The organism is Pseudomonas sp. WS 5021, assembly GCF_012985535.1.
GTDB lineage: Bacteria > Pseudomonadota > Gammaproteobacteria > Pseudomonadales > Pseudomonadaceae > Aquipseudomonas.
On sequence record NZ_JAAQWP010000004.1, the window covers coordinates 423279 to 442680 of the forward strand.

Annotated in this window: 26 protein-coding genes; 17 read left to right on the forward strand and 9 right to left on the reverse strand. The window is 58.5% G+C overall.

Annotated elements, in window-relative coordinates; genetic code table 11:
• The first annotated feature begins 4 nt into the window (after window positions 1–4).
• Both pcp and HBO19_RS15440 read left to right on the forward strand, forming a co-directional pair.
• The gene (gene pcp, locus HBO19_RS15435) at window positions 5–643 is read left to right on the forward strand and encodes a pyroglutamyl-peptidase I (protein ID WP_170043457.1); all 639 of its coding nucleotides are present in this window, start codon (window positions 5–7) and stop codon (window positions 641–643) included.
• Window positions 644–736: 93 nt separating this feature from the next.
• Entirely contained in the window at window positions 737–1417 is a 681-nt protein-coding gene (locus HBO19_RS15440) for an HAD family hydrolase (protein ID WP_170057811.1), read from the forward strand.
• On the opposite strand, the gene HBO19_RS15445 is transcribed toward HBO19_RS15440, so the two are convergent.
• The 3 genes from HBO19_RS15445 to csrA form a co-directional block, all read right to left on the reverse strand.
• Window positions 1404–1655, reverse strand: a complete 252-nt coding sequence (locus tag HBO19_RS15445) for a hypothetical protein (protein WP_170057812.1) — start codon at window positions 1653–1655, stop codon at window positions 1404–1406. The genes HBO19_RS15440 and HBO19_RS15445 overlap by 14 nt on opposite strands.
• Before the next feature lie 90 nt (window positions 1656–1745).
• Window positions 1746–2012, reverse strand: a complete 267-nt coding sequence (locus tag HBO19_RS15450; protein ID WP_170057813.1) for a hypothetical protein — start codon at window positions 2010–2012, stop codon at window positions 1746–1748.
• Window positions 2013–2221: 209 nt separating this feature from the next.
• Entirely contained in the window at window positions 2222–2416 is a 195-nt protein-coding gene (gene csrA, locus HBO19_RS15455; protein ID WP_007920550.1) for a carbon storage regulator CsrA, read from the reverse strand.
• 247 nt (window positions 2417–2663) lie between these two features.
• Here csrA and HBO19_RS15460 point away from each other — a divergent pair, with 247 nt between their 5' ends.
• On the forward strand, window positions 2664–3038 hold the full coding sequence (locus HBO19_RS15460) for an SPOR domain-containing protein (RefSeq protein ID WP_346266498.1): 375 nt from the start codon (window positions 2664–2666) through the stop codon (window positions 3036–3038).
• A 37-nt stretch (window positions 3039–3075) separates the two neighbouring features.
• On the opposite strand, the gene HBO19_RS15465 is transcribed toward HBO19_RS15460, so the two are convergent.
• The 3 genes from HBO19_RS15465 to HBO19_RS15475 all read right to left on the reverse strand — a co-directional run bounded on the left by HBO19_RS15465 (window position 3076) and on the right by HBO19_RS15475 (window position 5304).
• On the reverse strand, window positions 3076–3765 hold the full coding sequence (locus HBO19_RS15465; RefSeq protein WP_169953494.1) for an endonuclease I family protein: 690 nt from the start codon (window positions 3763–3765) through the stop codon (window positions 3076–3078).
• Between the two features lie 4 nt (window positions 3766–3769).
• Window positions 3770–4021, reverse strand: a complete 252-nt coding sequence (locus tag HBO19_RS15470; RefSeq protein WP_057438624.1) for a DUF1654 domain-containing protein — start codon at window positions 4019–4021, stop codon at window positions 3770–3772.
• 194 nt (window positions 4022–4215) lie between these two features.
• Window positions 4216–5304 carry an asparaginase gene (locus HBO19_RS15475; protein WP_057438625.1) on the reverse strand — a complete coding sequence of 363 codons (1089 nt, stop codon included), beginning with the start codon at window positions 5302–5304 and terminating at the stop codon, window positions 4216–4218.
• Window positions 5305–5820: 516 nt separating this feature from the next.
• On the opposite strand from HBO19_RS15475, the gene HBO19_RS15480 reads away from it, so the two are divergent.
• The 7 genes from HBO19_RS15480 to HBO19_RS15510 are packed head-to-tail and all read left to right on the forward strand — an operon-like array spanning window position 5821 to window position 12787.
• A complete protein-coding gene (locus HBO19_RS15480; protein WP_170057814.1) occupies window positions 5821–6780 on the forward strand; it encodes a sugar ABC transporter substrate-binding protein in 960 nt (319 codons plus the stop codon).
• 58 nt (window positions 6781–6838) lie between these two features.
• Window positions 6839–8392: a sugar ABC transporter ATP-binding protein gene (locus HBO19_RS15485; protein ID WP_169953498.1), complete on the forward strand. Its 1554-nt coding sequence runs from the start codon at window positions 6839–6841 to the stop codon at window positions 8390–8392.
• A complete protein-coding gene (locus tag HBO19_RS15490) occupies window positions 8389–9366 on the forward strand; it encodes an ABC transporter permease (protein ID WP_169953500.1) in 978 nt (325 codons plus the stop codon). The genes HBO19_RS15485 and HBO19_RS15490 overlap by 4 nt, the downstream gene beginning before the upstream one ends.
• 3 nt (window positions 9367–9369) lie before the next feature.
• Entirely contained in the window at window positions 9370–10392 is a 1023-nt protein-coding gene (locus HBO19_RS15495) for a LacI family DNA-binding transcriptional regulator (RefSeq protein ID WP_169953502.1), read from the forward strand.
• A 22-nt stretch (window positions 10393–10414) separates the two neighbouring features.
• Complete coding sequence (gene rbsK / locus HBO19_RS15500) at window positions 10415–11332, forward strand: ribokinase (protein ID WP_169953504.1); 918 nt, start codon at window positions 10415–10417, stop codon at window positions 11330–11332.
• Window positions 11329–11730: a D-ribose pyranase gene (gene rbsD / locus HBO19_RS15505; protein ID WP_169953506.1), complete on the forward strand. Its 402-nt coding sequence runs from the start codon at window positions 11329–11331 to the stop codon at window positions 11728–11730. Before rbsK ends, rbsD begins: the two co-directional genes overlap by 4 nt.
• Window positions 11731–11758: 28 nt before the next feature.
• Window positions 11759–12787 (forward strand): nucleoside hydrolase, encoded by a 1029-nt coding sequence (locus tag HBO19_RS15510; protein WP_170057815.1) that lies wholly within the window; start codon window positions 11759–11761, stop codon window positions 12785–12787.
• A gap of 19 nt (window positions 12788–12806) precedes the next feature.
• Here the strand turns inward: HBO19_RS15510 and HBO19_RS15515 are convergent, their stop codons facing one another.
• Window positions 12807–13019 (reverse strand): hypothetical protein, encoded by a 213-nt coding sequence (locus HBO19_RS15515; RefSeq protein WP_169953509.1) that lies wholly within the window; start codon window positions 13017–13019, stop codon window positions 12807–12809.
• Between the two features lie 135 nt (window positions 13020–13154).
• On the opposite strand from HBO19_RS15515, the gene HBO19_RS15520 reads away from it, so the two are divergent.
• Together HBO19_RS15520 and HBO19_RS15525 are read left to right on the forward strand one after the other, a co-directional pair.
• Window positions 13155–13460: a hypothetical protein gene (locus HBO19_RS15520; protein ID WP_169953510.1), complete on the forward strand. Its 306-nt coding sequence runs from the start codon at window positions 13155–13157 to the stop codon at window positions 13458–13460.
• Window positions 13461–13607: 147 nt separating this feature from the next.
• Window positions 13608–13922 (forward strand): I78 family peptidase inhibitor, encoded by a 315-nt coding sequence (locus tag HBO19_RS15525; RefSeq protein WP_169953511.1) that lies wholly within the window; start codon window positions 13608–13610, stop codon window positions 13920–13922.
• A 71-nt stretch (window positions 13923–13993) separates the two neighbouring features.
• On the opposite strand, the gene HBO19_RS15530 is transcribed toward HBO19_RS15525, so the two are convergent.
• Window positions 13994–14206 carry a cold-shock protein gene (locus tag HBO19_RS15530; protein ID WP_003234260.1) on the reverse strand — a complete coding sequence of 71 codons (213 nt, stop codon included), beginning with the start codon at window positions 14204–14206 and terminating at the stop codon, window positions 13994–13996.
• A 289-nt stretch (window positions 14207–14495) separates the two neighbouring features.
• Window positions 14496–14807 carry a hypothetical protein gene (locus HBO19_RS15535; RefSeq protein WP_169953512.1) on the reverse strand — a complete coding sequence of 104 codons (312 nt, stop codon included), beginning with the start codon at window positions 14805–14807 and terminating at the stop codon, window positions 14496–14498.
• A 350-nt stretch (window positions 14808–15157) separates the two neighbouring features.
• On the opposite strand from HBO19_RS15535, the gene thrS reads away from it, so the two are divergent.
• From thrS to pheS, 5 genes are all read left to right on the forward strand, one after another.
• Window positions 15158–17080: a threonine--tRNA ligase gene (gene thrS / locus HBO19_RS15540; RefSeq protein WP_169953513.1), complete on the forward strand. Its 1923-nt coding sequence runs from the start codon at window positions 15158–15160 to the stop codon at window positions 17078–17080.
• Window positions 17080–17631, forward strand: a complete 552-nt coding sequence (infC, locus tag HBO19_RS15545; RefSeq protein ID WP_169851780.1) for a translation initiation factor IF-3 — start codon at window positions 17080–17082, stop codon at window positions 17629–17631. Before thrS ends, infC begins: the two co-directional genes overlap by 1 nt.
• 60 nt (window positions 17632–17691) lie before the next feature.
• Window positions 17692–17886 carry a 50S ribosomal protein L35 gene (gene rpmI, locus HBO19_RS15550; protein ID WP_002553160.1) on the forward strand — a complete coding sequence of 65 codons (195 nt, stop codon included), beginning with the start codon at window positions 17692–17694 and terminating at the stop codon, window positions 17884–17886.
• 29 nt (window positions 17887–17915) lie between these two features.
• Window positions 17916–18272 carry a 50S ribosomal protein L20 gene (rplT, locus tag HBO19_RS15555; protein ID WP_003174975.1) on the forward strand — a complete coding sequence of 119 codons (357 nt, stop codon included), beginning with the start codon at window positions 17916–17918 and terminating at the stop codon, window positions 18270–18272.
• A 108-nt stretch (window positions 18273–18380) separates the two neighbouring features.
• Window positions 18381–19397: a phenylalanine--tRNA ligase subunit alpha gene (gene pheS / locus HBO19_RS15560; protein ID WP_169953514.1), complete on the forward strand. Its 1017-nt coding sequence runs from the start codon at window positions 18381–18383 to the stop codon at window positions 19395–19397.
• Window positions 19398–19402: the final 5 nt, after the last annotated feature.

A 19402-nucleotide genomic window follows, 5' to 3' on the forward strand; every position in this document is an offset into this window, starting at 1 on the left:
GGTGATGGGGACTGTGCTGCTGACGGGTTTCGAGCCGTTCGATCAAGACCTGATCAACCCGTCCTGGGAGGCAGTGCGCCTGCTGGATGGGGTGCAACTGCAAGACGGGGTGACAATCGTCGCCCGCCAATTGCCCTGTGCCTTCGCCACTGCCGGCGCCTGCCTGGAACAGTTATTGGCCGAGCATCGACCGCAACTGGTGATTGCTACCGGGCTGGGACCTGGGCGCAGTGATATTTCCATCGAGCGGGTTGCGATCAATCTCAACGATGCACGGATCCCGGACAACCTCGGTGCCCAGCCCGTGGATACGGCAGTGATTCCTGGGGGGCCTGCTGCCTACTTCAGCACCTTGCCGGTCAAGGCCATGGTCAAGGCGCTACGCACGGCCGGAATTGCCGCCTCGGTCTCGCACACAGCGGGCACTTTCGTATGCAATCAGGTGTTCTACAGCTTGCAGCATGCGTTGGCGGGGTCAGGAGTGCGCAGTGGGTTTATCCATGTGCCTTTTCTGCCAGGGCAGGCGGCCGAGCCTCAGCCCTCGATGGCGTTGGCGACAACGGTTGAAGGGCTGCGGGTGGCAATCCTGGCCGCCTGGAATACGCCACGTGACATCGCCGAGAGCGCTGGCCAGGTCTGCTGATGACGGCCGATCCGCCGTTTACAACGCCTGGGCTGATCCGTAGATTGCATCACGGCCCAACCACGGGCGACGAGCGCACGAGGAAACCCAGCAGTGTCCGCCAAACATCCGGCCGTATTTGATCGCCAGTACCGTGCATTTCTGTTTGATATGGATGGCACGCTCCTTAACTCCATCGCCGCCGCAGAGCGGGTCTGGGCTGCCTGGGCGCTGCGCCATGGCCTGGACGTCGAGGCGTTCCTGACCACCATCCATGGCGTGCGGGCCATCGACACGATCAGCCGCCAGGCCTTGCCAGGGGTGGACGCGCAAGCGCAAGCGCGCGCTATTACCGAGGCAGAGATCGAGGACGTGGAGGGCGTGGTGGCAATCCCAGGTGCCGTGGCCTTTTTGCAGAGCTTGCCTGCGCACTGCTGGGCCGTGGTCACTTCTGCGCCCAAGGCCCTTGCGTTGAGCCGTATGCACGCCGCAGGCCTGGTCCCGCCGGCCGTCATGGTTACGGCTGAGGATGTGACCAATGGCAAGCCGGCCCCGACCTGTTATCTGCTCGGCGCGCAGCGTTTGGGAGTGCCGATAGGCGAGTGCCTGGTGTTCGAGGATGCAGCGGCGGGCATTCATGCAGGCGAGGCGGCGGGCGCGGACGTGGTAGTGGTGACATCCACCCATTGCGAGCCGATGCTGACGGAGCATGGGACTATTGCAAATTATAACGACGTGCGTGCCCAGTGCGATGCTGATGGCCGGCTGCGCCTGCTGCCGTCTACAACGGCTTGAATGCCATGCCGCGCCGGGTCAGCAGGATGTTTTGCGCGCCAATCCACTGGTGGCCCAGAGGGTCGACAATGTGCCCAAGGGTGAAGGTGCCCGTGATCAGTTTCAGTAGATAAAGCTCGCGCAGGCCTGCGAGGATTTCTTCGGGCTTGCCCCGCAGTTCGCTGGAGGATTTCGGGATATCTACCGAGAGTTGTTCGATCAGGGACTGTAGGTGCTTGGCGTTATGTTCTATGTCCATATCGATAATGTTTTTTATGAAAGATATGGGTATGGGTGCTACCGACGTGGATAGTTCCTCATAGTTTGAATATAGGATCCAATCGGTGCTTCAAGAGGGGGTTTTCTGGCGATCACGCCCAAATGCGCGGCGGTTGAGTTTGCGCTGGATCGCAGCCTGAAGGGGCTTGAGGCAGAAGCAGAACAGATAGCCACCGAGAAACAGCGCCAGGTCAGGCCAAGAATCGGCATCCTGCGCGGGGGTAATGCCTTCCATGTAAAACCTGAGGCCGTATCCGATTGTCACGAAAGCCAGGGCAATCAGTAGGGCAATCATCCAGGATTTGTAGGCATAAGGCTCTTTGAGGGATCGCCTCATCAACGCGCTCCGAATGCACCGTAAGGTTTTGTTACGTTCCTGGAGAGATTTGTCTGCTAAATGTGCAGCAAGTTCCGTGGCTGAACCTGTGTGCTGACCACTGGTGGCGGGGCCTGGCGCAAGTTGCGCGGATCACGGGATTCCGTGGGCAGGCCAAGGGGCTTTCGCCAGCCGTTACAGGGGCGAGCGGGCTGGCTACTGGGGAGGCTTCAAGGTGTTTCGCGTTTGTCCGGTGCAGTCAGGCCTGCCTGGATGCGCTGGTAAATCTCTTCGCGATGCACGGCAACATCCTTGGGAGCATTGATGCCGATTCTTACTTGCTGGCCGCTAACGCCCAGAATGGTGATAGTAATGTCATCACCGATATTTATGCTTTCACCGACTTTGCGGGTGAGTATCAGCATGGACTTCTCCTTGATTGCTTTGAAGGACGCATGTTTCTAACAGGGCGGATGTCGGTTGTGTGTAGCTTACTGTGAAGCGCTTCCCTGTGGCTGCCTCTTTAGGACGCATGGAGGCGGCATTAATTCCCATGGCGCCATCATACAGGTCTGGGAAACATCCTTCGCAATGTTTAAGCCAACGTTTATGACGGCCAGAATAGACAGTGAATGATAAAGTTGCCTCTTTGATCCTTAAAGGGGCAGGGCAGTGCGTAAAGTAGCGATGGCATTTGTGGTATTGGCGTTGGCCGGATGCGGTGACGGGCCCAATCTCGACACCCCCCGAGACAAGGCTGAAGCCGCCAAGGCCCAGGCTCCTGCGGTTGCCGCTGTGCAGTGGGACATCCTGGTGCGCTCGCCCGACAACAAGCTGCAGGCGCTGAGTGACCTGACCGCCTGGTTGCTGGAAAACGGCTTCACGTTCTATCTGGCCAAGGAAGACGGCAAGGACCTGGTGCTGTTAGGGCCGTTCGCCAGCAAGGCCGAGGCCGAAGCAAAGCAGGCCCAATTGCAGGAAAGGCTGGTGAAAAAGAAGAAAACCGACGCCGAGTCGCTGGTGATCGAGCACAAGGCCCGCCCGTAATACGGTGGTTGGCGGGATCAGTGGATCCCGCTCGCGTTTATCCGCAGGCCTTGAGGTTCACCGGGCCGACGAACTCGTTGCCACGCCCCATCACGCAGGCCACGGTCTGATTGCGCTGGCGCTCCCAGGGCTGAACGGGATAGGTACGGTTCCAGGCTTCATACAACTGGCGGTCCTGTTTCGACAGGCGCAGGCCGTATTGTTTGCTCATGTAAAAGTACGTCCGGGCAATCATGCCGCGGATGGATGGCCTGGGCATGACCTTCTTGGCCTTGAAGTCCACCTGGGTCAGGCATGAACCATATTGCCCACCCTGCACCGGCAACCAGCCAAAACTGAAGTTGTTGCGATCGCCATTGACCTCGCCGATGCTCGGCACCAGGTTGTGCAGGTCAGCTTCGGCGCGTTTGAAGACGCTATCGGTACGTGTGCAGTTCTTGCGACCACCGTCCTGCCAGCACTGGCGTTGATGGCCGATCTGCCACGCCGGGACAATGTGCTCCCACTCGATGCGCGCCGCGCGGTTGGCGTTTTTACGGGGAATGTAGCCGCAGGCTTTCAGGTCTACCCGGTTACCCGTGTATTTGCAGCCGCAATAAAACTCCGTGGATTGCGGGGCGTAGAGTTTCCAGGCGATTTTCTTGGCTTCACTGAAGGTGCGTGGGGCTTGGGCGTGGGCAGTGGTGGCAAAAAACACACAGAACAGGGCGATAAAACGGACACTCATTGACTCAATCTTCCTTCGGTACGACCCAGAAAATCTGCACGCCGCCATCATCGCGATAGGCGAGGGTGACGTTGTCGTTTTCTGCGATTTCCTCCAGTAGTCGTGCCCATTCGTCCTCGGGTTCCTCGGGCAGGCGAAAAATCAGCGCGGCCTTGTTTTTTTGCGCGTTGGTGGAATTGATGATTTTTTGCACGCGGATCGCCAGGCGTTGATAGGCGTCGGGAGGTGTCGGTGCTGCGGAGGAGGGCTTGGCCACGGAGGAGTCCTTAATTAGCTGTACGAACATACAGTATTTAACTGTGAGGAAATTCGCAACTGCTTAAAATTCAAGAAGTCCGTGTGACAACGGTTTACGCGGATTGGTGTACAGCGAGGATTTTTTGTAGGAGCCGGCTTGCCGGCGATGGCATCCCTGGGACCACCATCGCCGGCAAGGGTTATATCAGTGACTCAGTATTCCCAGAACATGCGTTGCAGTTCTTTGCTGTCCTGGGTCTTGGTCAGGGCGACCATGGCCAGGATGCGGGCTTTTTGCGGGTTCAGGTCATGAGCCACGACCCAGTCGTATTTGTCGTCAGGCTGTTCGGCATTGCGCAGAACGAAACCGCCGGCATTGACGTGGGAAGAGCGAATGATTTGCACGCCTTCCTTACGCAGTTCCTGCAGGGCAGGTACTACCTTGGCCGGTACCGAGCCATTGCCGGTGCCGGCATGGATGATGGCTTTGGCGCCAGCCTGGGCCAGGGCTTTGTAGGCGGTGTCGCTGACGTTGCCATAGCCGTAGGCAATTTCAACATCCGGCAGGCTCTTGATGTTCTTGATATCGAACTCAGAGTTCATGGTGTGACGCTTGGCCGGCTGGCGGAACCAGTAGGACTTGCCTTCTACAACCATGCCCAGTGGGCCCCAGGCACTTTTGAAGGCTTCGGTCTTGATGTTGATCATTTTGCTGACGTCGCGACCCGACTGGATCTCGTCGTTCATGGTCACCAGTACGCCTTTGCCGCGTGCGTCTTTGCTACCGGCTACAGCCACGGCGTTGTACAGGTTGAGCATGCCATCGGCAGACATGGCAGTGCCTGGACGCATGGAGCCCACGACTACGATTGGCTTGTCGGTTTTTTCCACCAGGTTGAGGAAGTAGGCGGTTTCTTCGAGGGTGTCGGTGCCGTGGGTGATCACGATACCGTCCACGTCCTTGCTGTCGGCAAGTTCGGCGACACGACGACCCAGTTGCAGCAGGTTTTCGTTGGTGATGCTTTCGGAAGCAATCTGCATCACCTGCTCACCACGCACGTTGGCGATCTGGCTGAGCTCGGGAATGCCGGCGATCAGTTGTTCGATACCGACTTTGGCGGCCTGGTAGGTGGCGCTGTTGGCAGCGCTGGCGCCGGCGCCGGCGATGGTGCCGCCAGTGGCCAGCACGACCACGTTGGACAGCTTGGTCTTGGATTCAACTTCCTTGGCCTGGGCGGCAACCGGGAAGAGCAGCAGCAGGGCTAAGGCGCCCGGAACAAAGTTCTTGAGTGCAGATTTCATTATTTTTCTCTCTAGTTTTGATGAGTGCGTGTGCAGGTTCATCCAGAACACCCAGGGCTGCGCTGAGCGCCACAAGGTGCTGTTTAAGAGCAGGATTTGTACCAGGCGGATTTTGTTCTAAGTTTGATTTTAACTTATTGATTTAAATCATTTTTTTACATTTAGAAAATTTGCTGGCTTTAACTCGTGTCCGAATTTCCGAACGCTGGCGGCTTCGGCGTTCGGTTGTCCGAAAATCACCCTGGAAAAATCAGCGTCACCCTCCTGAAGTGTTCCTGCGCAACTGTCGTTTTGGAGAACGATTACCCAACCCGAATGTTTAGCCCGCACGCGGTCAAGTTGTAAGGCAGGCGCTAGAGCCTGCGCAGGAAAAGCACATTTCTCTCGTTGACAAAATTCAGCAGTCTTCGCATAGTTTGTTTAGCGCAAACGTTTGCGAGCTGTTTCACGAGCACTCCATGAGTGAGGTGAAGGTGCAGGCGTTGCTCACAATAATCATAAGATCGGAGTGAACCCATGAAGCTGCCATTCGCTGGACGTTTACTGGCTGCCGCTGTGCTGGCTGCCGCATCCGCTACCCTGCCTCTCTCCTCTGCATTCGCTGATGACACCGCCGTCAAACCCAAGGTCGGCCTGGTGATGAAGTCTTTGGCCAACGAGTTTTTCGTCACCATGCAAGACGGTGCCAAGGACTATCAGAAAGCCCACGCCGCTGATTTCGACATGATCACCAACGGCATCAAGAACGAAACCGATACCTCGGCGCAGATCGATATCGTCAACCAAATGATTCTCGCCAAAGTCAACGCCATCGTCATCGCGCCCGCCGACTCCAAGGCGTTGGTCAACGTGCTGAAGAAAGCCTCCGACGCCGGGATCAAGGTGGTCAACATCGATAACCGCCTCGACCCTGAAGTGCTGAAAAGCAAAAACCTCGACGTTCCCTTTGTCGGCCCGGATAACCGTAAGGGTTCGCGCCTGGTCGGCGAGTACCTGGCCAAGCAACTGGCGAGCGGTGACAAGGTTGGGATCATCGAAGGTGTGCCGACCACCACCAACGCCCAGCAACGCACCGCCGGGTTCAAGGATGCGATGGATGCGGCCGGCATGAAGATTGTCTCCGTGCAGTCCGGTAACTGGGAAATTGACCAGGGCAACAAGGTCGCGGCGGCCATGTTGAGCGAATACCCGGACCTCAAGGCACTGCTGGCCGGTAACGACAATATGGCTTTGGGCGCCGTTTCTGCGGTGCGTGCGGCGGGCAAGGCGGGCAAGGTGCAGGTAGTTGGCTACGACAACATTGCCGCGATCAAGCCGATGCTCAACGACGGTCGCGTCCTGGCCACCGCCGACCAGGCGGCTGCACAACAAGCAGTGTTTGGTATCCAGAATGCGCTGAAGCTGGTCAAGGGTGAAAAAGTCGAGTCCGTGGACGGTGTGATCGAAACACCGGTTGAACTCGTCCTCAAGCAATAATCCCTGGCTGCGCACTACAGCGCCCGCTCAGGTCGAGCGGGCGCCTGGAGACTTTCCTATGTCATCTTCCGCACCGGCCACTGTCCTCTCGGTCAGCGGTATCGGTAAGACCTATGCCCAGCCCGTCCTGTCCGACATAACCCTGACGCTCAATCGCGGCGAGGTGCTGGCACTGACCGGCGAGAATGGCGCGGGCAAAAGCACCCTGTCGAAGATCATCGGCGGCCTGGTCACGCCAACCACTGGGCAGATGCAGTTCAACGGCCAGGACTATGCCCCGGCCAGCCGCACCCAGGCAGAAAAGCAGGGGGTTCGCATGGTGATGCAGGAGCTCAACCTGCTGCCGACCCTGACCGTGGCCGAAAACCTGTTCCTCGACAACCTGCCCAGCCGTGGTGGCTGGATCAGCCGCAAGCAACTGCGCAAGGCCGCGATCGAGGCCATGGCGCAAGTGGGCCTGGATGCCATCGATCCAGACACCCTGGTCGGCAGCCTGGGCATCGGCCATCAACAGATGGTCGAGATCGCCCGTAACCTGATCGGCGACTGTCATGTACTGATCCTCGACGAGCCGACGGCGATGCTCACCGCCCGTGAAGTCGAGATGCTGTTTGAACAAATCACCCGCCTGCAGGCCCGGGGGGTGGCAATTATTTATATTTCCCATCGGCTGGAAGAGCTGGCACGGGTGGCCCAGCGCATTGCGGTGCTGCGTGACGGCCAGTTGGTATGTGTCGAGCCGATGGCCAATTACAACAGCGAGCAACTGGTCACGTTGATGGTCGGTCGCGAACTGGGCGAGCACATCGACCTCGGCCCGCGCACCATCGGCGCGCCGGCCTTGACGGTGACGGGCCTGACCCGTTCGGACAAGGTTCGTGATGTGTCCTTTGAAGTGCGGGCCGGTGAAATCTACGGCATCTCTGGGTTGATCGGCGCCGGCCGTACTGAGTTGCTGCGCCTGATCTTTGGTGCCGACCTGGCCGACAGTGGCACGGTCGCCCTTGGCTCGCCGGCGCGGGTGGTGAGCATTCGCTCGCCGGTGGACGCGGTGGGGCATGGCATTGCGCTGATCACCGAGGATCGCAAGGGCGAGGGCCTGTTGCTCAGCCAGTCCATCAGCGCCAACACGGCCCTGGGCAATATGGCCAAAGTGTCCAGCGCCGGCCTGGTCAATGGCCGCGATGAAGCGGCCCTGGCCAAGCGCCAGATCGACGCGATGCGTATCCGCAGTTCCAGCCCGGCGCAATTGGTGTCCGAGTTGTCGGGCGGCAATCAGCAAAAGGTGGTGATTGGCCGCTGGCTGGAGCGCGATTGTGCGGTGATGCTGTTTGATGAACCGACCCGTGGCATCGACGTGGGCGCCAAGTTCGATATCTATGCGCTGCTTGGTGACTTGACCCGCCAGGGCAAGGCGCTGGTGGTGGTGTCCAGTGACCTGCGCGAGCTGATGCTGATCTGCGACCGCATCGGGGTGCTGTCTGCCGGGCGCCTGATCGAGACCTTTGAGCGGGACAGCTGGACCCAGGACGAATTGCTTGCCGCCGCATTTGCCGGCTATCAGAAACGTGATGCGCTGCTCAATGAAGCGGCGCCCAGGACAACCCCATGAAAACAGCTACTCCAACCGCAAAAGCCGGCGGTAATTTCTACGGCCTGGGCACTTACCTGGGCCTGGCCGGCGCCTTGCTGGCCATGATCGCGCTGTTCTCGGCTCTGAGCAGCCACTTTTGGTCCTATGACACGTTCAGCACCATCGCCAACCAGATTCCCGACCTGATGGTGCTGGCGGTGGGCATGACGTTCATCCTGATCATTGGCGGCATCGACCTGTCGGTGGGTTCGGTGCTGGCCCTGGCCGCGTCTGCGGTCAGCGTGGCGATCCTCGGCTGGGGCTGGAGCGTGGTCCCGGCAGCGCTGCTCGGCATGGGTTGCGCGGCACTGGCGGGGACCATCACCGGCTCGATCACCGTGGCCTGGCGGATTCCGTCGTTCATTGTGTCCCTGGGCGTGCTGGAAATGGCCCGTGGCGCGGCCTACCAGATGACCGGGTCGCGCACTGCCTATATCGGCGACTCTTTCGCCTGGCTGTCCAACCCGGTGGCCTTTGGTATCTCACCATCATTCATCATTGCGCTGCTGGTGATTATCGTCGCCCAGGCAGTGCTGACGCGTACCGTCTTTGGGCGCTACCTGATCGGCATCGGCACCAATGAAGAAGCGGTGCGTCTGGCGGGGATCAATCCAAAACCCTACAAGATCCTGGTGTTCAGCCTGATGGGGCTGTTGGCTGGGGTGGCAGCATTGTTCCAGATTTCCCGCCTGGAAGCGGCTGACCCGAATGCGGGCTCCGGCCTGGAGCTGCAGGTGATTGCCGCAGTGGTGATCGGCGGCACCAGCCTGATGGGCGGGCGTGGCTCGGTGATCAGCACGTTCTTCGGGGTGCTGATCATTTCGGTATTGGCGGCCGGCCTGGCGCAGATCGGCGCGACCGAACCGACCAAGCGCATCATTACCGGCGCCGTGATCGTGATTGCAGTGGTGCTCGACACCTACCGCAGTCAACGCGCCAGTCGGCGGGGCTGAGCCATGGCAACCATCAAGGATGTGGCGGCGCTGGCGGGCATTTCCTACACCACGGTATCCCATGTGGTGAACAGGACCCGTCCGGTCAGCGAGCCCGTGCGGCTCAAGGTCGAAGCTGCGATCAAGCAGCTGGACTATGTACCCAGTGCCGTCGCCCGCTCGCTGAAGGCCAAGACCACCGCGACCATCGGCTTGCTGGTGCCCAACAGCCTCAACCCGTATTTCGCTGAGCTGGCCAGGGGCATCGAGGACTACTGCGAGCGCAATGGCTACTGCGTGATCCTGTGCAATTCCGACGATAACGCCGAGAAGCAGCGCAATTATTTGCGGGTGCTGCTGGAGAAGCGTGTCGACGGCTTGATCGTCACCTCGGTCGGCGGCGATGACAGTGGCCTGGCCACGGGCCTCAAGGCGGTGCGCACGCCCATGGTCATTGTCGACCGGGGCCTGGAGGGCGTTGATGTGGATCTGGTGCGCATCGATCACGAGCAGGGCGCGTACCTGGCAACCCGGCATTTGCTGGAGCTGGGGCACCGGGATATCGCCTGTATCGGTGGGCCCGCGCACACGCGTGTCGCGCAGATGCGCCTGGCCGGTTACCAGCGTGCGTTGCAGGAGGCCGGGATTGTCGTGTCTGCCAGTCGCGTGCTGGAGAGCGATTTTACCAGTACCGGCGGCTATGCGGCGGCGGTGCAGTTGTTGGCGGACCAACCGCCCAGCGCGATATTCGCCGGCAACGACATGATCGGTTTCGGTGTGCTGCGCGCGGCCGCCGAGCGCAACCTGCGGGTGCCTGCCGAGCTGTCGGTGATAGGTTTTGATGACATTCAAATGAGCCGCTATGTGTACCCCGCGTTGACCACCGTGGGCCAGTCGATCCTGCAATTGGGGGAAACGGCGGCGGAGTTGTTATTGCGACGGATTGCGACACCACAATTGCCGGCTGACCAGCGCATTGTCACGCCGAGCATTGTCTTGCGTGAGTCAACGGCGCCGTTGGCTGGCGTGTTTGCCTCAAACCGCTGAACGAATTGATGAGTATTGATGTATGCCAGCAACAGTAGTGGTAGTAGGCAGTTTGAACATGGACCTGGTGACCCGGGCCAGCCGGCTGCCTCGCGGCGGTGAAACCCTGGTGGGCCAGTCGTTTGCCACGGTGCCGGGCGGCAAGGGCGCCAATCAGGCGGTCGCTGCGGCGCGTCTGGGGGCTGACGTTGCGATGATTGGCTGTGTGGGCAGTGATGCCTACGGCGCCCAACTGCGCGATGCGCTGGTGGTGGAGGGTATCGACTGCCAGGCGGTCAGTGAGGTGCAGGGCTCCAGTGGCGTCGCGCTGATTGTGGTCGATGACAGCAGCCAGAATGCGATTGTGATTGTCGCTGGTAGCAACGGCCAGCTGACACCCGCGTCGCTGCTGGCGTTCGACGCCGTGCTGCAAGCGGCGCAGGTGATTGTCTGCCAGCTCGAAGTGCCGATGGATACCGTGGGGTATGCCCTCAAGCGCGGTCGTGAACTGGGCAAGACGGTAATCCTCAACCCCGCGCCCGCCAGTGGCCCGTTACCGGCAGACTGGTACGCCGCGATCGATTACCTGATCCCCAACGAGAGTGAAGCGTCGGCCTTGAGCGGTGTGCCGGTGGACTCGCTGGAAACAGCCAAGGTCGCGGCTGCCCATTTGCTAAAAGCCGGGGCAGGCAAGGTCATTGTGACCCTTGGCTCGCAGGGCGCACTGTTCGCCGATGGCCAGGGCTTCGAGCATTTGCTGGCGCCCAAGGTGCAGGCCGTGGATACCACAGCGGCGGGCGACACCTTTGTCGGTGGTTTTGCCGCGGCACTGGCCAATGGTCAGGGTGAGGCCGAGGCCATTCGTTTCGGCCAGGTCGCGGCGGCCCTGTCGGTCACCCGTGCCGGTGCGCAACCCTCCATTCCTACACTGCATGACGTTCAAGGCGTTGCTCGCCCATGAAAAAGACTCCATTGCTCAACATTGCCCTGTCGCGGCTGATTGCCTCTCTTGGCCACGGCGACATCCTGGTGATCGGTGATGCCGGTCTGCCAGTGCCGCCGGGCGTGGAACTGATCGATCTGGCGCTGACCCAGGGCATTCCCGATTTCATCAGCACCCTGCGCGTGGTGCTCAGCGAGATGCAGGTTGAAAGCCACGTATTGGCCGAGGAAATCCTGCTCAAGCAGCCGCCGGCGCTGGCGGATCTCAACGCGCTCGACCAGGGTGGCCTGGGTGAGCGTCGCCTGCTCAGTCATGAACAATTCAAGTTGCTCAGCCACAAGGCGCGCGCGGTGGTGCGTACAGGCGAGTGCCAGCCCTACTGTAATATCGCGCTGGTGTCTGGCGTGACTTTCTAGCATTTCCCACAATGACAAGGAGTGCGTCATGCAACGTAGAACCCCAACCCTGCGACACCTGTTTCGGAGTGTGCTGCTTTTGTCCGTGCTAACTGCTGCAAGCGCCCAGGCGGCGGAAAAAATCGACCTGATCATTGATACCGATCCGGGCGCAGACGATGTGGTCGCGCTGCTGTTTGCGATGGCGTCGCCACAGGAACTGAATATCCGGGCATTGACCACCGTGGCCGGCAACGTGCGCCTGGACAAGACCTCGCGCAATGCCCGGTTGGCCCGTGAGTGGGGGGGCCGTGAAGAGATTCCGGTGTATGCCGGCGCGCCGCAGCCGCTGCTGCGCACGCCGATCTATGCCGAGAATATCCATGGCAAGGAAGGCATTTCCGGGGTTACCGTACATGAGCCGAAAAAAGGCCTGGCCGAAGGCAATGCGGTGGACTACCTGATCAAGACCCTGAGCACCGCCAAGCCCCATAGCATCACCATTGCCATGCTCGGCCCGCAGACCAACCTGGCGCTGGCACTGACCCAGGCGCCGCAAATCACCCAGGGCATCAAGGAGGTGGTGGTCATGGGCGGCGCGCATTTTAATGGCGGCAATATTACCCCGGTGGCCGAGTTCAACCTGTTTGCCGATCCGGCGGCTGCTGAAATTGTCCTCAAAAGTGGCGTCAAGCTGACCTACCTGCCGCTGGACGTGACCCACAAGATACTCACCAGCGACGCGCGCCTGAAGAAGATCGCCGACCTGAACAACAACGCCAGCAAAGTGGTGGGCGATATTCTCAATGAATACGTCAAAGGCGATATGGAGCACTACGGTATGAGCGGCGGCCCGGTGCATGATGCCACCGTGATCGGCTACCTGCTCAAGCCTGAGCTGTTCACCGGGCGCCAGGCCAATATGGTGGTCGATAGCCGCGAAGGCCCGACGTTCGGCCAGACCATCGTCGATTGGTACGATGGCCTCAAGCACGACAAGAACGTGTTCTGGGTGGAAAGCGGCGATGCCCAGGGCTTCTTCGACCTGCTCACCGAACGCCTGGCGCGCCTGAAGTAAGCGGCCTGTTGGCGGGTTTCTATTCGCGCTGGGGGTCTTCGACGCCCATATGGTCGGCCGGGTATTTTTCGAATATCTGGCCGATAAAGGCTTGTGCGGCCTGGGTGCCCAGTTCCTTGACCAGCAGGTCTATGCCGATGATTGCCAATTCTTCCGGGCTGCCTGGGCTGTAGGAGCTTTGCCCTTGGGGCCACTTGGCTTTGATATCGGCATTGATGGTAACGATGGTCATCGGGTTCTCGCGGTTCGCAAAGGCTGGAATGGCCTGCAGAGTTAACCATCTTGCGCCGCGTTTGGCACTGCTACTTAGGCATGAGGGGAGGGCTGTGCGACACTGGTACTTTGTTTAATTGCCAGGACAAGCCACGTGCACATCGATTTGACCAACCCCAAGAGCCTCACATTGGAAGCCGTTCGCCAAATGATTGCCAGTGCCAGCGACGACCAGCACACCCAATTGCGGGTGACCAAGGCTGGTATCGCCTATATCTCCTCCTGCGTGGTGGGCGGGATGGACGTCAACGGCCTGTTGTTTCGCCTGGAGACCTGGGCGGCAGGGTCGGGCTATGTGGGCCGGATAGCGGCCAGTGATGAGGTATGGGTGACACAGATTTATAACGCGCTGAAACAGAATTGGCCGAATCCGCCGTTTGACTACATCGACGTCTACTGACACTTGTTCATATCTGGTGACGAATGATTCATCCGGCCGTAGGGCCGAGTCAGGCAGACTCGCTTACGGCCAATTGTGACAATTCTGAAACCAATTGGCCAAATCACGGTCGCACGATCTCTGTCCATTTTTATCATAGGAGGCTTCATGCCTTGGAAGCTCGCATCATTCGGTACTTTGTTGGCGGCAACCGTCCTGGCGGGCTGCAGCACTTCGGGTACCTCTGAGCCGGCCAAAGACACGGCTGCGGCTGTTCATACACGCTGTGAATCGAAGGCTGCGGAGTTTGCAATCGGGCAGAAAGCCTCGCCGCAATTGCTGGAGCAGGCCCGTACCCGCGCAGGTGCGCAGAATGCACGCATTCTCAAGCCCAACGATATGATCACCCTTGAATACCGCTCCGATCGCCTGAACCTCAATACCGATGACAACCTGGTGATCACCCGCGTCAACTGCGGCTGATAACGCAGCGCTTTTGTATCGCCCATAAAAAACCCCGTCACATGGACGGGGTTTTTTAGCTCAGCGGAGAATTACTCGCCGCGAACCTGTGCAGCTTGCATACCCTTTTGGCCTTTCTCAGCCACGAAGGAAACGGTTTGGCCTTCTTTCAGGCTTTTGAAACCGTCGCTTTCGATAGCTTTGAAGTGTACGAACAGGTCGTCACCGCCACCTTGAGGAGTGATGAAGCCGAAGCCTTTTTCATCGTTGAACCATTTAACGGTGCCGGTTTGGCGATTAGACATGGTGTATCTCCAAGAAACATATATTTTCAGTAGTACTGTGCTGCTCAGGCCAACTGGGCACACTGGGCTATCATAGTCGAAATGTTCGGCTTGGGAGCCCCCCCAAGGCACTGTTTGCTAATCAATCGCGTTTTCTTCAGTGCCCTGGCTGGCTGTAAGCCCCGGTTTACGGGGCTTTAGCACGAAATATCCGCTAGTAAAAAAAGCCGTAAAAGCTGTGTAAATTGTGCGAAATAGCAGTTTTCACAGGGTTTTCAGGTCTTTTTGATGGACTGAATTCTCGTCGTGCTTACTTTTTCTTTACGACCTTGCAGGACGAAATAGCCGCGACTGCTTTGTTTCTAAGCTCTGGGCTGGCGTTCTGGTTGGTCATCAGCTCCTTGATTTCCGCGGTGCTCAATTCTGCGTTGATCTTGTCCGCGCCACATTCGCAATGGGCTTTGGCGGTTTTGGCATCAACGTTCTGGCTTGCAGCAGCGCTGCAGTCCTGAACAAAGCTGTCCCGGGCGCCGGCAGGCCAGTTGGAGGGCGCGGCGGCTTGTGCGCCGATGGAGAACAGGGCCAGGGAAGCGGCAAGGGCGAAGATCGAGGTGCTGCGCATGGTTAGATGCTCCTTGAGTCGATATGACGAACGGCGATTTTCAGTGTGTTTGAGGCCCGTCGTACAGCCCAAGTTCACTTTTGGCTGCAAAAGCCTGGAGTTTGTCGCTACAAGGCGGTAGGGCAGCGCCATGACCGTTCATCTGTGCTAGCATCCACGACCTGGCTTTTTTCATGCCAGGCTTCTTTTGTTTAACTCCAGTCACTCTGGTTCGATTATCGGTTGGCCGAAAGGCTCCTGCCGCTGTAAGGCAGGCGCTCAGCAATGAGCGGCCTGGTGTTGGATCTTGTACTGGCTCATCCCAACCCACGTGACCTTTGGTAGGGGTCACCACTAGGAGAGGAGGCGCCATGCCAACTATTACTCTTCCCGACGGCAGTCAACGTTCATTCGATCATCCGGTTTCCGTAGCCGAGGTCGCCGCATCCATCGGTGCAGGCCTGGCCAAGGCCACCGTGGCCGGCAAGGTCGACGGCAAGCTGGTTGATGCCAGCGACCTGGTCACCTCCGATGCCAGCCTGCAAATCATCACGCCCAAGGATCAAGAGGGGCTGGAGATCATTCGCCACTCTTGCGCGCACCTGATTGGCCATGCGGTCAAGCAGCTGTACCCCACCGCGAAGATGGTGATCGGCCCGGTCATCGACGAAGGCTTCTATTACGACATCGCCTACGAGCGTCCTTTCACTCCGGACGACCTGGCAGCCATCGAACAGCGCATGCACGCACTGATCGAGAAAGATTACGACGTCATCAAGAAAGTCACGCCGCGCGCCGAGGTGATCGACGTGTTCACCGCCCGTGGCGAGGACTACAAGCTGCGTCTGGTGGAAGACATGCCGGACGAGCAGGCCATGGGCCTGTATTACCACGAAGAATATGTCGACATGTGCCGGGGTCCGCACGTGCCGAACACGCGCTTCCTCAAGTCGTTCAAACTGACCAAGTTGTCCGGTGCCTACTGGCGCGGCGATGCGAAGAACGAGCAACTGCAGCGGATCTACGGCACTGCCTGGGCTGACAAGAAGCAGCTGGCTGCCTACATCCAGCGCATCGAAGAAGCCGAAAAACGTGACCATCGCAAGATCGGCAAGCGCCTGAACCTGTTCCACCTCCAGGAAGAAGCGCCGGGCATGGTGTTCTGGCACCCGAACGGCTGGACCCTGTACCAGGTGCTTGAGCAATACATGCGCAAGGTTCAGCGCGAAAACGGCTACCTGGAGATCAAGACTCCGCAGGTCGTTGACCGTAGCCTGTGGGAAAAGTCCGGGCACTGGGCCAACTACGCCGACAACATGTTCACGACCCAGTCGGAAAACCGCGACTACGCCATCAAGCCGATGAACTGCCCGTGCCATGTGCAGGTGTTCAACCAGGGCCTGAAGAGCTACCGCGAGCTGCCGATGCGCCTGGCCGAGTTCGGTGCCTGCCACCGTAACGAGCCATCGGGTGCGCTGCACGGCATCATGCGCGTGCGCGGCTTCACCCAGGACGACGCCCACATCTTCTGCACTGAAGAGCAGATGCAGGCCGAGTCCGCCGCGTTCATCAAGCTGACCATGGACGTTTATCGCGATTTCGGCTTTACCGAAGTGGAAATGAAACTGTCCACTCGTCCGGAAAAACGCGTTGGCTCCGACGAGCTGTGGGATCGCGCCGAAGCTGCACTGGCCGCAGCGCTAGACAGTGCGGGCCTTGCGTACGATCTGCAGCCGGGCGAGGGCGCGTTCTACGGTCCTAAAATCGAGTTCTCGCTGAAAGATTGCCTTGGCCGTGTCTGGCAATGTGGTACCTTGCAGCTCGATTTTAACCTGCCGATCCGTCTGGGAGCCGAATACGTCTCCGAAGATAACAGCCGTAAACACCCGGTTATGCTGCACCGGGCGATCCTCGGTTCGTTCGAACGGTTCGTCGGGATCCTGATCGAGCACTACGAGGGCGCGTTCCCTGCGTGGTTGGCTCCGACTCAGGCAGTGATTATGAATATCACTGATAAACAGGCCGATTTTGCCGCTGAAGTTGAAAAAACACTCAACGAAAGCGGATTTCGTGCCAAGTCCGACTTGAGAAATGAAAAGATCGGCTTTAAAATCCGCGAGCATACTTTGCTCAAGGTTCCCTATCTTTTGGTTATCGGAGATCGGGAAGTCGAGATGCAGACTGTCGCTGTGCGTACTCGTGAAGGTGCTGACCTGGGCTCGATGCCCGTCGCCCAGTTCGCTGAGTTCCTCGCGCAAGCGGTTTCCCGGCGTGGTCGCCCAGATTCGGAGTAATTATTATTAAGCGTGAAATGAGACAAGATAAACGAGCTGCACCGAAAGCCCCGATCAACGAGAATATCTCGGCACGCGAGGTTCGGTTAATTGGGGCTGAGGGTGAGCAGCTTGGGATTGTGTCAATTGAAGACGCGCTTCTTAAGGCTGAAGAAGCCAAGCTCGATTTGGTGGAAATTTCCGCCGATGCTGTACCTCCTGTCTGCAAGCTGATGGACTACGGCAAATCGATCTTCGAAAAGAAGAAGCAGATTGCCGCAGCCAAGAAGAACCAGAAGCAGATCCAGGTTAAAGAAATCAAGTTTCGTCCAGGGACGGAGGAAGGGGATTACCAGGTAAAACTGCGCAACCTGGTACGTTTCCTGAGTGATGGGGACAGGGCCAAGGTATCCTTGCGATTCCGCGGCCGTGAGATGGCCCACCAGGAGCTGGGTATGGAACTCCTCAAGCGGGTTGAAGCTGACCTGCTGGAGTACGGTTCCGTCGAACAGCATCCTAAGATGGAAGGACGCCAGCTGATCATGGTCATCGCCCCGAAAAAGAAGAAGTAATCAATAGGGCACGGCAGGCCTTCTGATTATGTTTATCAACTGAATGCGGAGTATCCGAACATGCCAAAGATGAAGACTAAAAGTGGTGCTGCTAAGCGGTTTCTGAAAACTGCTAACGGTATCAAGCACAAGCACGCTTTCAAGAGCCACATCCTGACCAAAATGTCGACCAAGCGTAAGCGTCAACTGCGCGGTAGCAGCTTGCTGCATCCGTCTGACGTGGCAAAAGTCGAGCGCATGCTGCGCCTTCGTTAATTTTGGATCAAGAATAGAGGAAGTAACTCATGGCTCGTGTAAAGCGTGGCGTCATTGCCCGTAAGCGTCACAAAAAAATTCTGAAACTCGCTAAAGGCTACTACGGCGCGCGTTCACGCGTATTCCGTGTTGCCAAGCAAGCGGTAATCAAGGCAGGCCAATACGCCTACCGTGACCGTCGTCAGAAAAAACGTCAGTTCCGCGCTCTGTGGATCGCTCGTATCAATGCCGGTGCTCGTGTTAACGGTCTGTCCTACAGCCGTTTCATCGCTGGCCTGAAAAAAGCGTCCATCGAAATCGACCGTAAGGTTCTGGCTGAACTGGCCGTGAACGAAAAAGCGGTGTTTGCTGCGATTGTCGAGAAAGCTAAAGCCACCTTGGCTTAAGTACCCCCGACAGTCACCCTGGGCTACGCCGTAGTCCAAGGTGGTAAACGTCATAAATAGGGGAAGAGCCTTCAAGCTCTTCCCCTATTTTGTATCTGGAGTCTGTACATGGAAAACCTGGACGCGCTGGTCGCTCAAGCTCTTGAGGCTGTGCAAAGCGCTGAAGATATCAATGCCCTGGAGCAAATCCGGGTTCACTACCTTGGCAAAAAAGGTGAATTGACTCAGGTGATGAAGACCCTGGGCAATCTGCCGGCCGAACAGCGCCCGCAAGTCGGCGCGCTGATCAACGTTGCCAAGGAGCGTGTCACAGAGGTTCTCAATGCGCGCAAGGCGTTGTTCGAGGAGGCCGATCTTGCGGCCAAGCTCGCCGCCGAGTCCATTGACGTGACCCTGCCTGGCCGCGGCCAGACCTCTGGCGGTCTGCATCCGGTTACCCGGACTCTGGAACGTATCGAGCAGTTCTTTACCCACATCGGCTACGGCATTGCCGAAGGCCCTGAGGTCGAAGACGACTATCACAACTTTGAGGCGCTCAACATCCCAGGCCATCACCCGGCCCGGTCGATGCACGACACCTTCTATTTCAATGCGAACATGCTGTTGCGCACCCATACCTCGCCGGTACAGGTCCGCACCATGGAATCGCAGCAGCCGCCGATCCGCATCGTCTGCCCAGGCCGTGTGTACCGTAGCGACTCCGATATCACCCACTCGCCGATGTTCCACCAGGTTGAAGGCCTTTTGGTTGATCGCGACATCAATTTCGCCGACCTCAAAGGCACCATCGAAGAATTCCTGCGGGTGTTCTTCGAAAAAGAGCTGGCGGTACGTTTCCGCCCGTCCTACTTCCCGTTCACCGAGCCATCCGCCGAAGTTGATATGGAGTGCGTGATGTGCAGCGGTAAAGGCTGCCGGGTCTGCAAGCAGACTGGCTGGTTGGAAGTCATGGGCTGCGGCATGGTTCACCCCAACGTGCTGCGCATGTCCGGGATCGATCCAGAAGAATTCTCGGGCTTTGCCTTCGGCATGGGCGTCGAGCGTCTGGCCATGCTGCGTTACGGCGTGAACGACTTGCGCCTGTTCTTCGACAACGACTTGCGGTTCCTCGCGCAATTTCGCTAGTCGTA

Excerpts from the sequence above, each read along its gene's own strand:
- HBO19_RS15515 (WP_169953509.1), bottom strand. The coding sequence starts at position 13,019 with ATGACCATCGTTACCATCAATGCCGATATCAAAGCCAAGTGGCCCCAA.
- rbsD (WP_169953506.1), top strand. The coding sequence starts at position 11,329 with ATGAAAAAGACTCCATTGCTCAACATTGCCCTGTCGCGGCTGATTGCC.
- HBO19_RS15525 (WP_169953511.1), top strand. The coding sequence starts at position 13,608 with ATGCCTTGGAAGCTCGCATCATTCGGTACTTTGTTGGCGGCAACCGTC.
- pheS (WP_169953514.1), top strand. The coding sequence starts at position 18,381 with ATGGAAAACCTGGACGCGCTGGTCGCTCAAGCTCTTGAGGCTGTGCAA.
- HBO19_RS15535 (WP_169953512.1), bottom strand. The coding sequence starts at position 14,807 with ATGCGCAGCACCTCGATCTTCGCCCTTGCCGCTTCCCTGGCCCTGTTC.
- HBO19_RS15485 (WP_169953498.1), top strand. The coding sequence starts at position 6,839 with ATGTCATCTTCCGCACCGGCCACTGTCCTCTCGGTCAGCGGTATCGGT.
- pcp (WP_170043457.1), top strand. The coding sequence starts at position 5 with ATGGGGACTGTGCTGCTGACGGGTTTCGAGCCGTTCGATCAAGACCTG.
- HBO19_RS15480 (WP_170057814.1), top strand. The coding sequence starts at position 5,821 with ATGAAGCTGCCATTCGCTGGACGTTTACTGGCTGCCGCTGTGCTGGCT.
- HBO19_RS15445 (WP_170057812.1), bottom strand. The coding sequence starts at position 1,655 with ATGGACATAGAACATAACGCCAAGCACCTACAGTCCCTGATCGAACAA.
- rpmI (WP_002553160.1), top strand. The coding sequence starts at position 17,692 with ATGCCAAAGATGAAGACTAAAAGTGGTGCTGCTAAGCGGTTTCTGAAA.
- thrS (WP_169953513.1), top strand. The coding sequence starts at position 15,158 with ATGCCAACTATTACTCTTCCCGACGGCAGTCAACGTTCATTCGATCAT.
- rplT (WP_003174975.1), top strand. The coding sequence starts at position 17,916 with ATGGCTCGTGTAAAGCGTGGCGTCATTGCCCGTAAGCGTCACAAAAAA.
- HBO19_RS15475 (WP_057438625.1), bottom strand. The coding sequence starts at position 5,304 with ATGAAATCTGCACTCAAGAACTTTGTTCCGGGCGCCTTAGCCCTGCTG.
- HBO19_RS15465 (WP_169953494.1), bottom strand. The coding sequence starts at position 3,765 with ATGAGTGTCCGTTTTATCGCCCTGTTCTGTGTGTTTTTTGCCACCACT.
- HBO19_RS15490 (WP_169953500.1), top strand. The coding sequence starts at position 8,389 with ATGAAAACAGCTACTCCAACCGCAAAAGCCGGCGGTAATTTCTACGGC.
- csrA (WP_007920550.1), bottom strand. The coding sequence starts at position 2,416 with ATGCTGATACTCACCCGCAAAGTCGGTGAAAGCATAAATATCGGTGAT.
- HBO19_RS15495 (WP_169953502.1), top strand. The coding sequence starts at position 9,370 with ATGGCAACCATCAAGGATGTGGCGGCGCTGGCGGGCATTTCCTACACC.
- HBO19_RS15530 (WP_003234260.1), bottom strand. The coding sequence starts at position 14,206 with ATGTCTAATCGCCAAACCGGCACCGTTAAATGGTTCAACGATGAAAAA.
- HBO19_RS15450 (WP_170057813.1), bottom strand. The coding sequence starts at position 2,012 with ATGAGGCGATCCCTCAAAGAGCCTTATGCCTACAAATCCTGGATGATT.
- HBO19_RS15510 (WP_170057815.1), top strand. The coding sequence starts at position 11,759 with ATGCAACGTAGAACCCCAACCCTGCGACACCTGTTTCGGAGTGTGCTG.
- rbsK (WP_169953504.1), top strand. The coding sequence starts at position 10,415 with ATGCCAGCAACAGTAGTGGTAGTAGGCAGTTTGAACATGGACCTGGTG.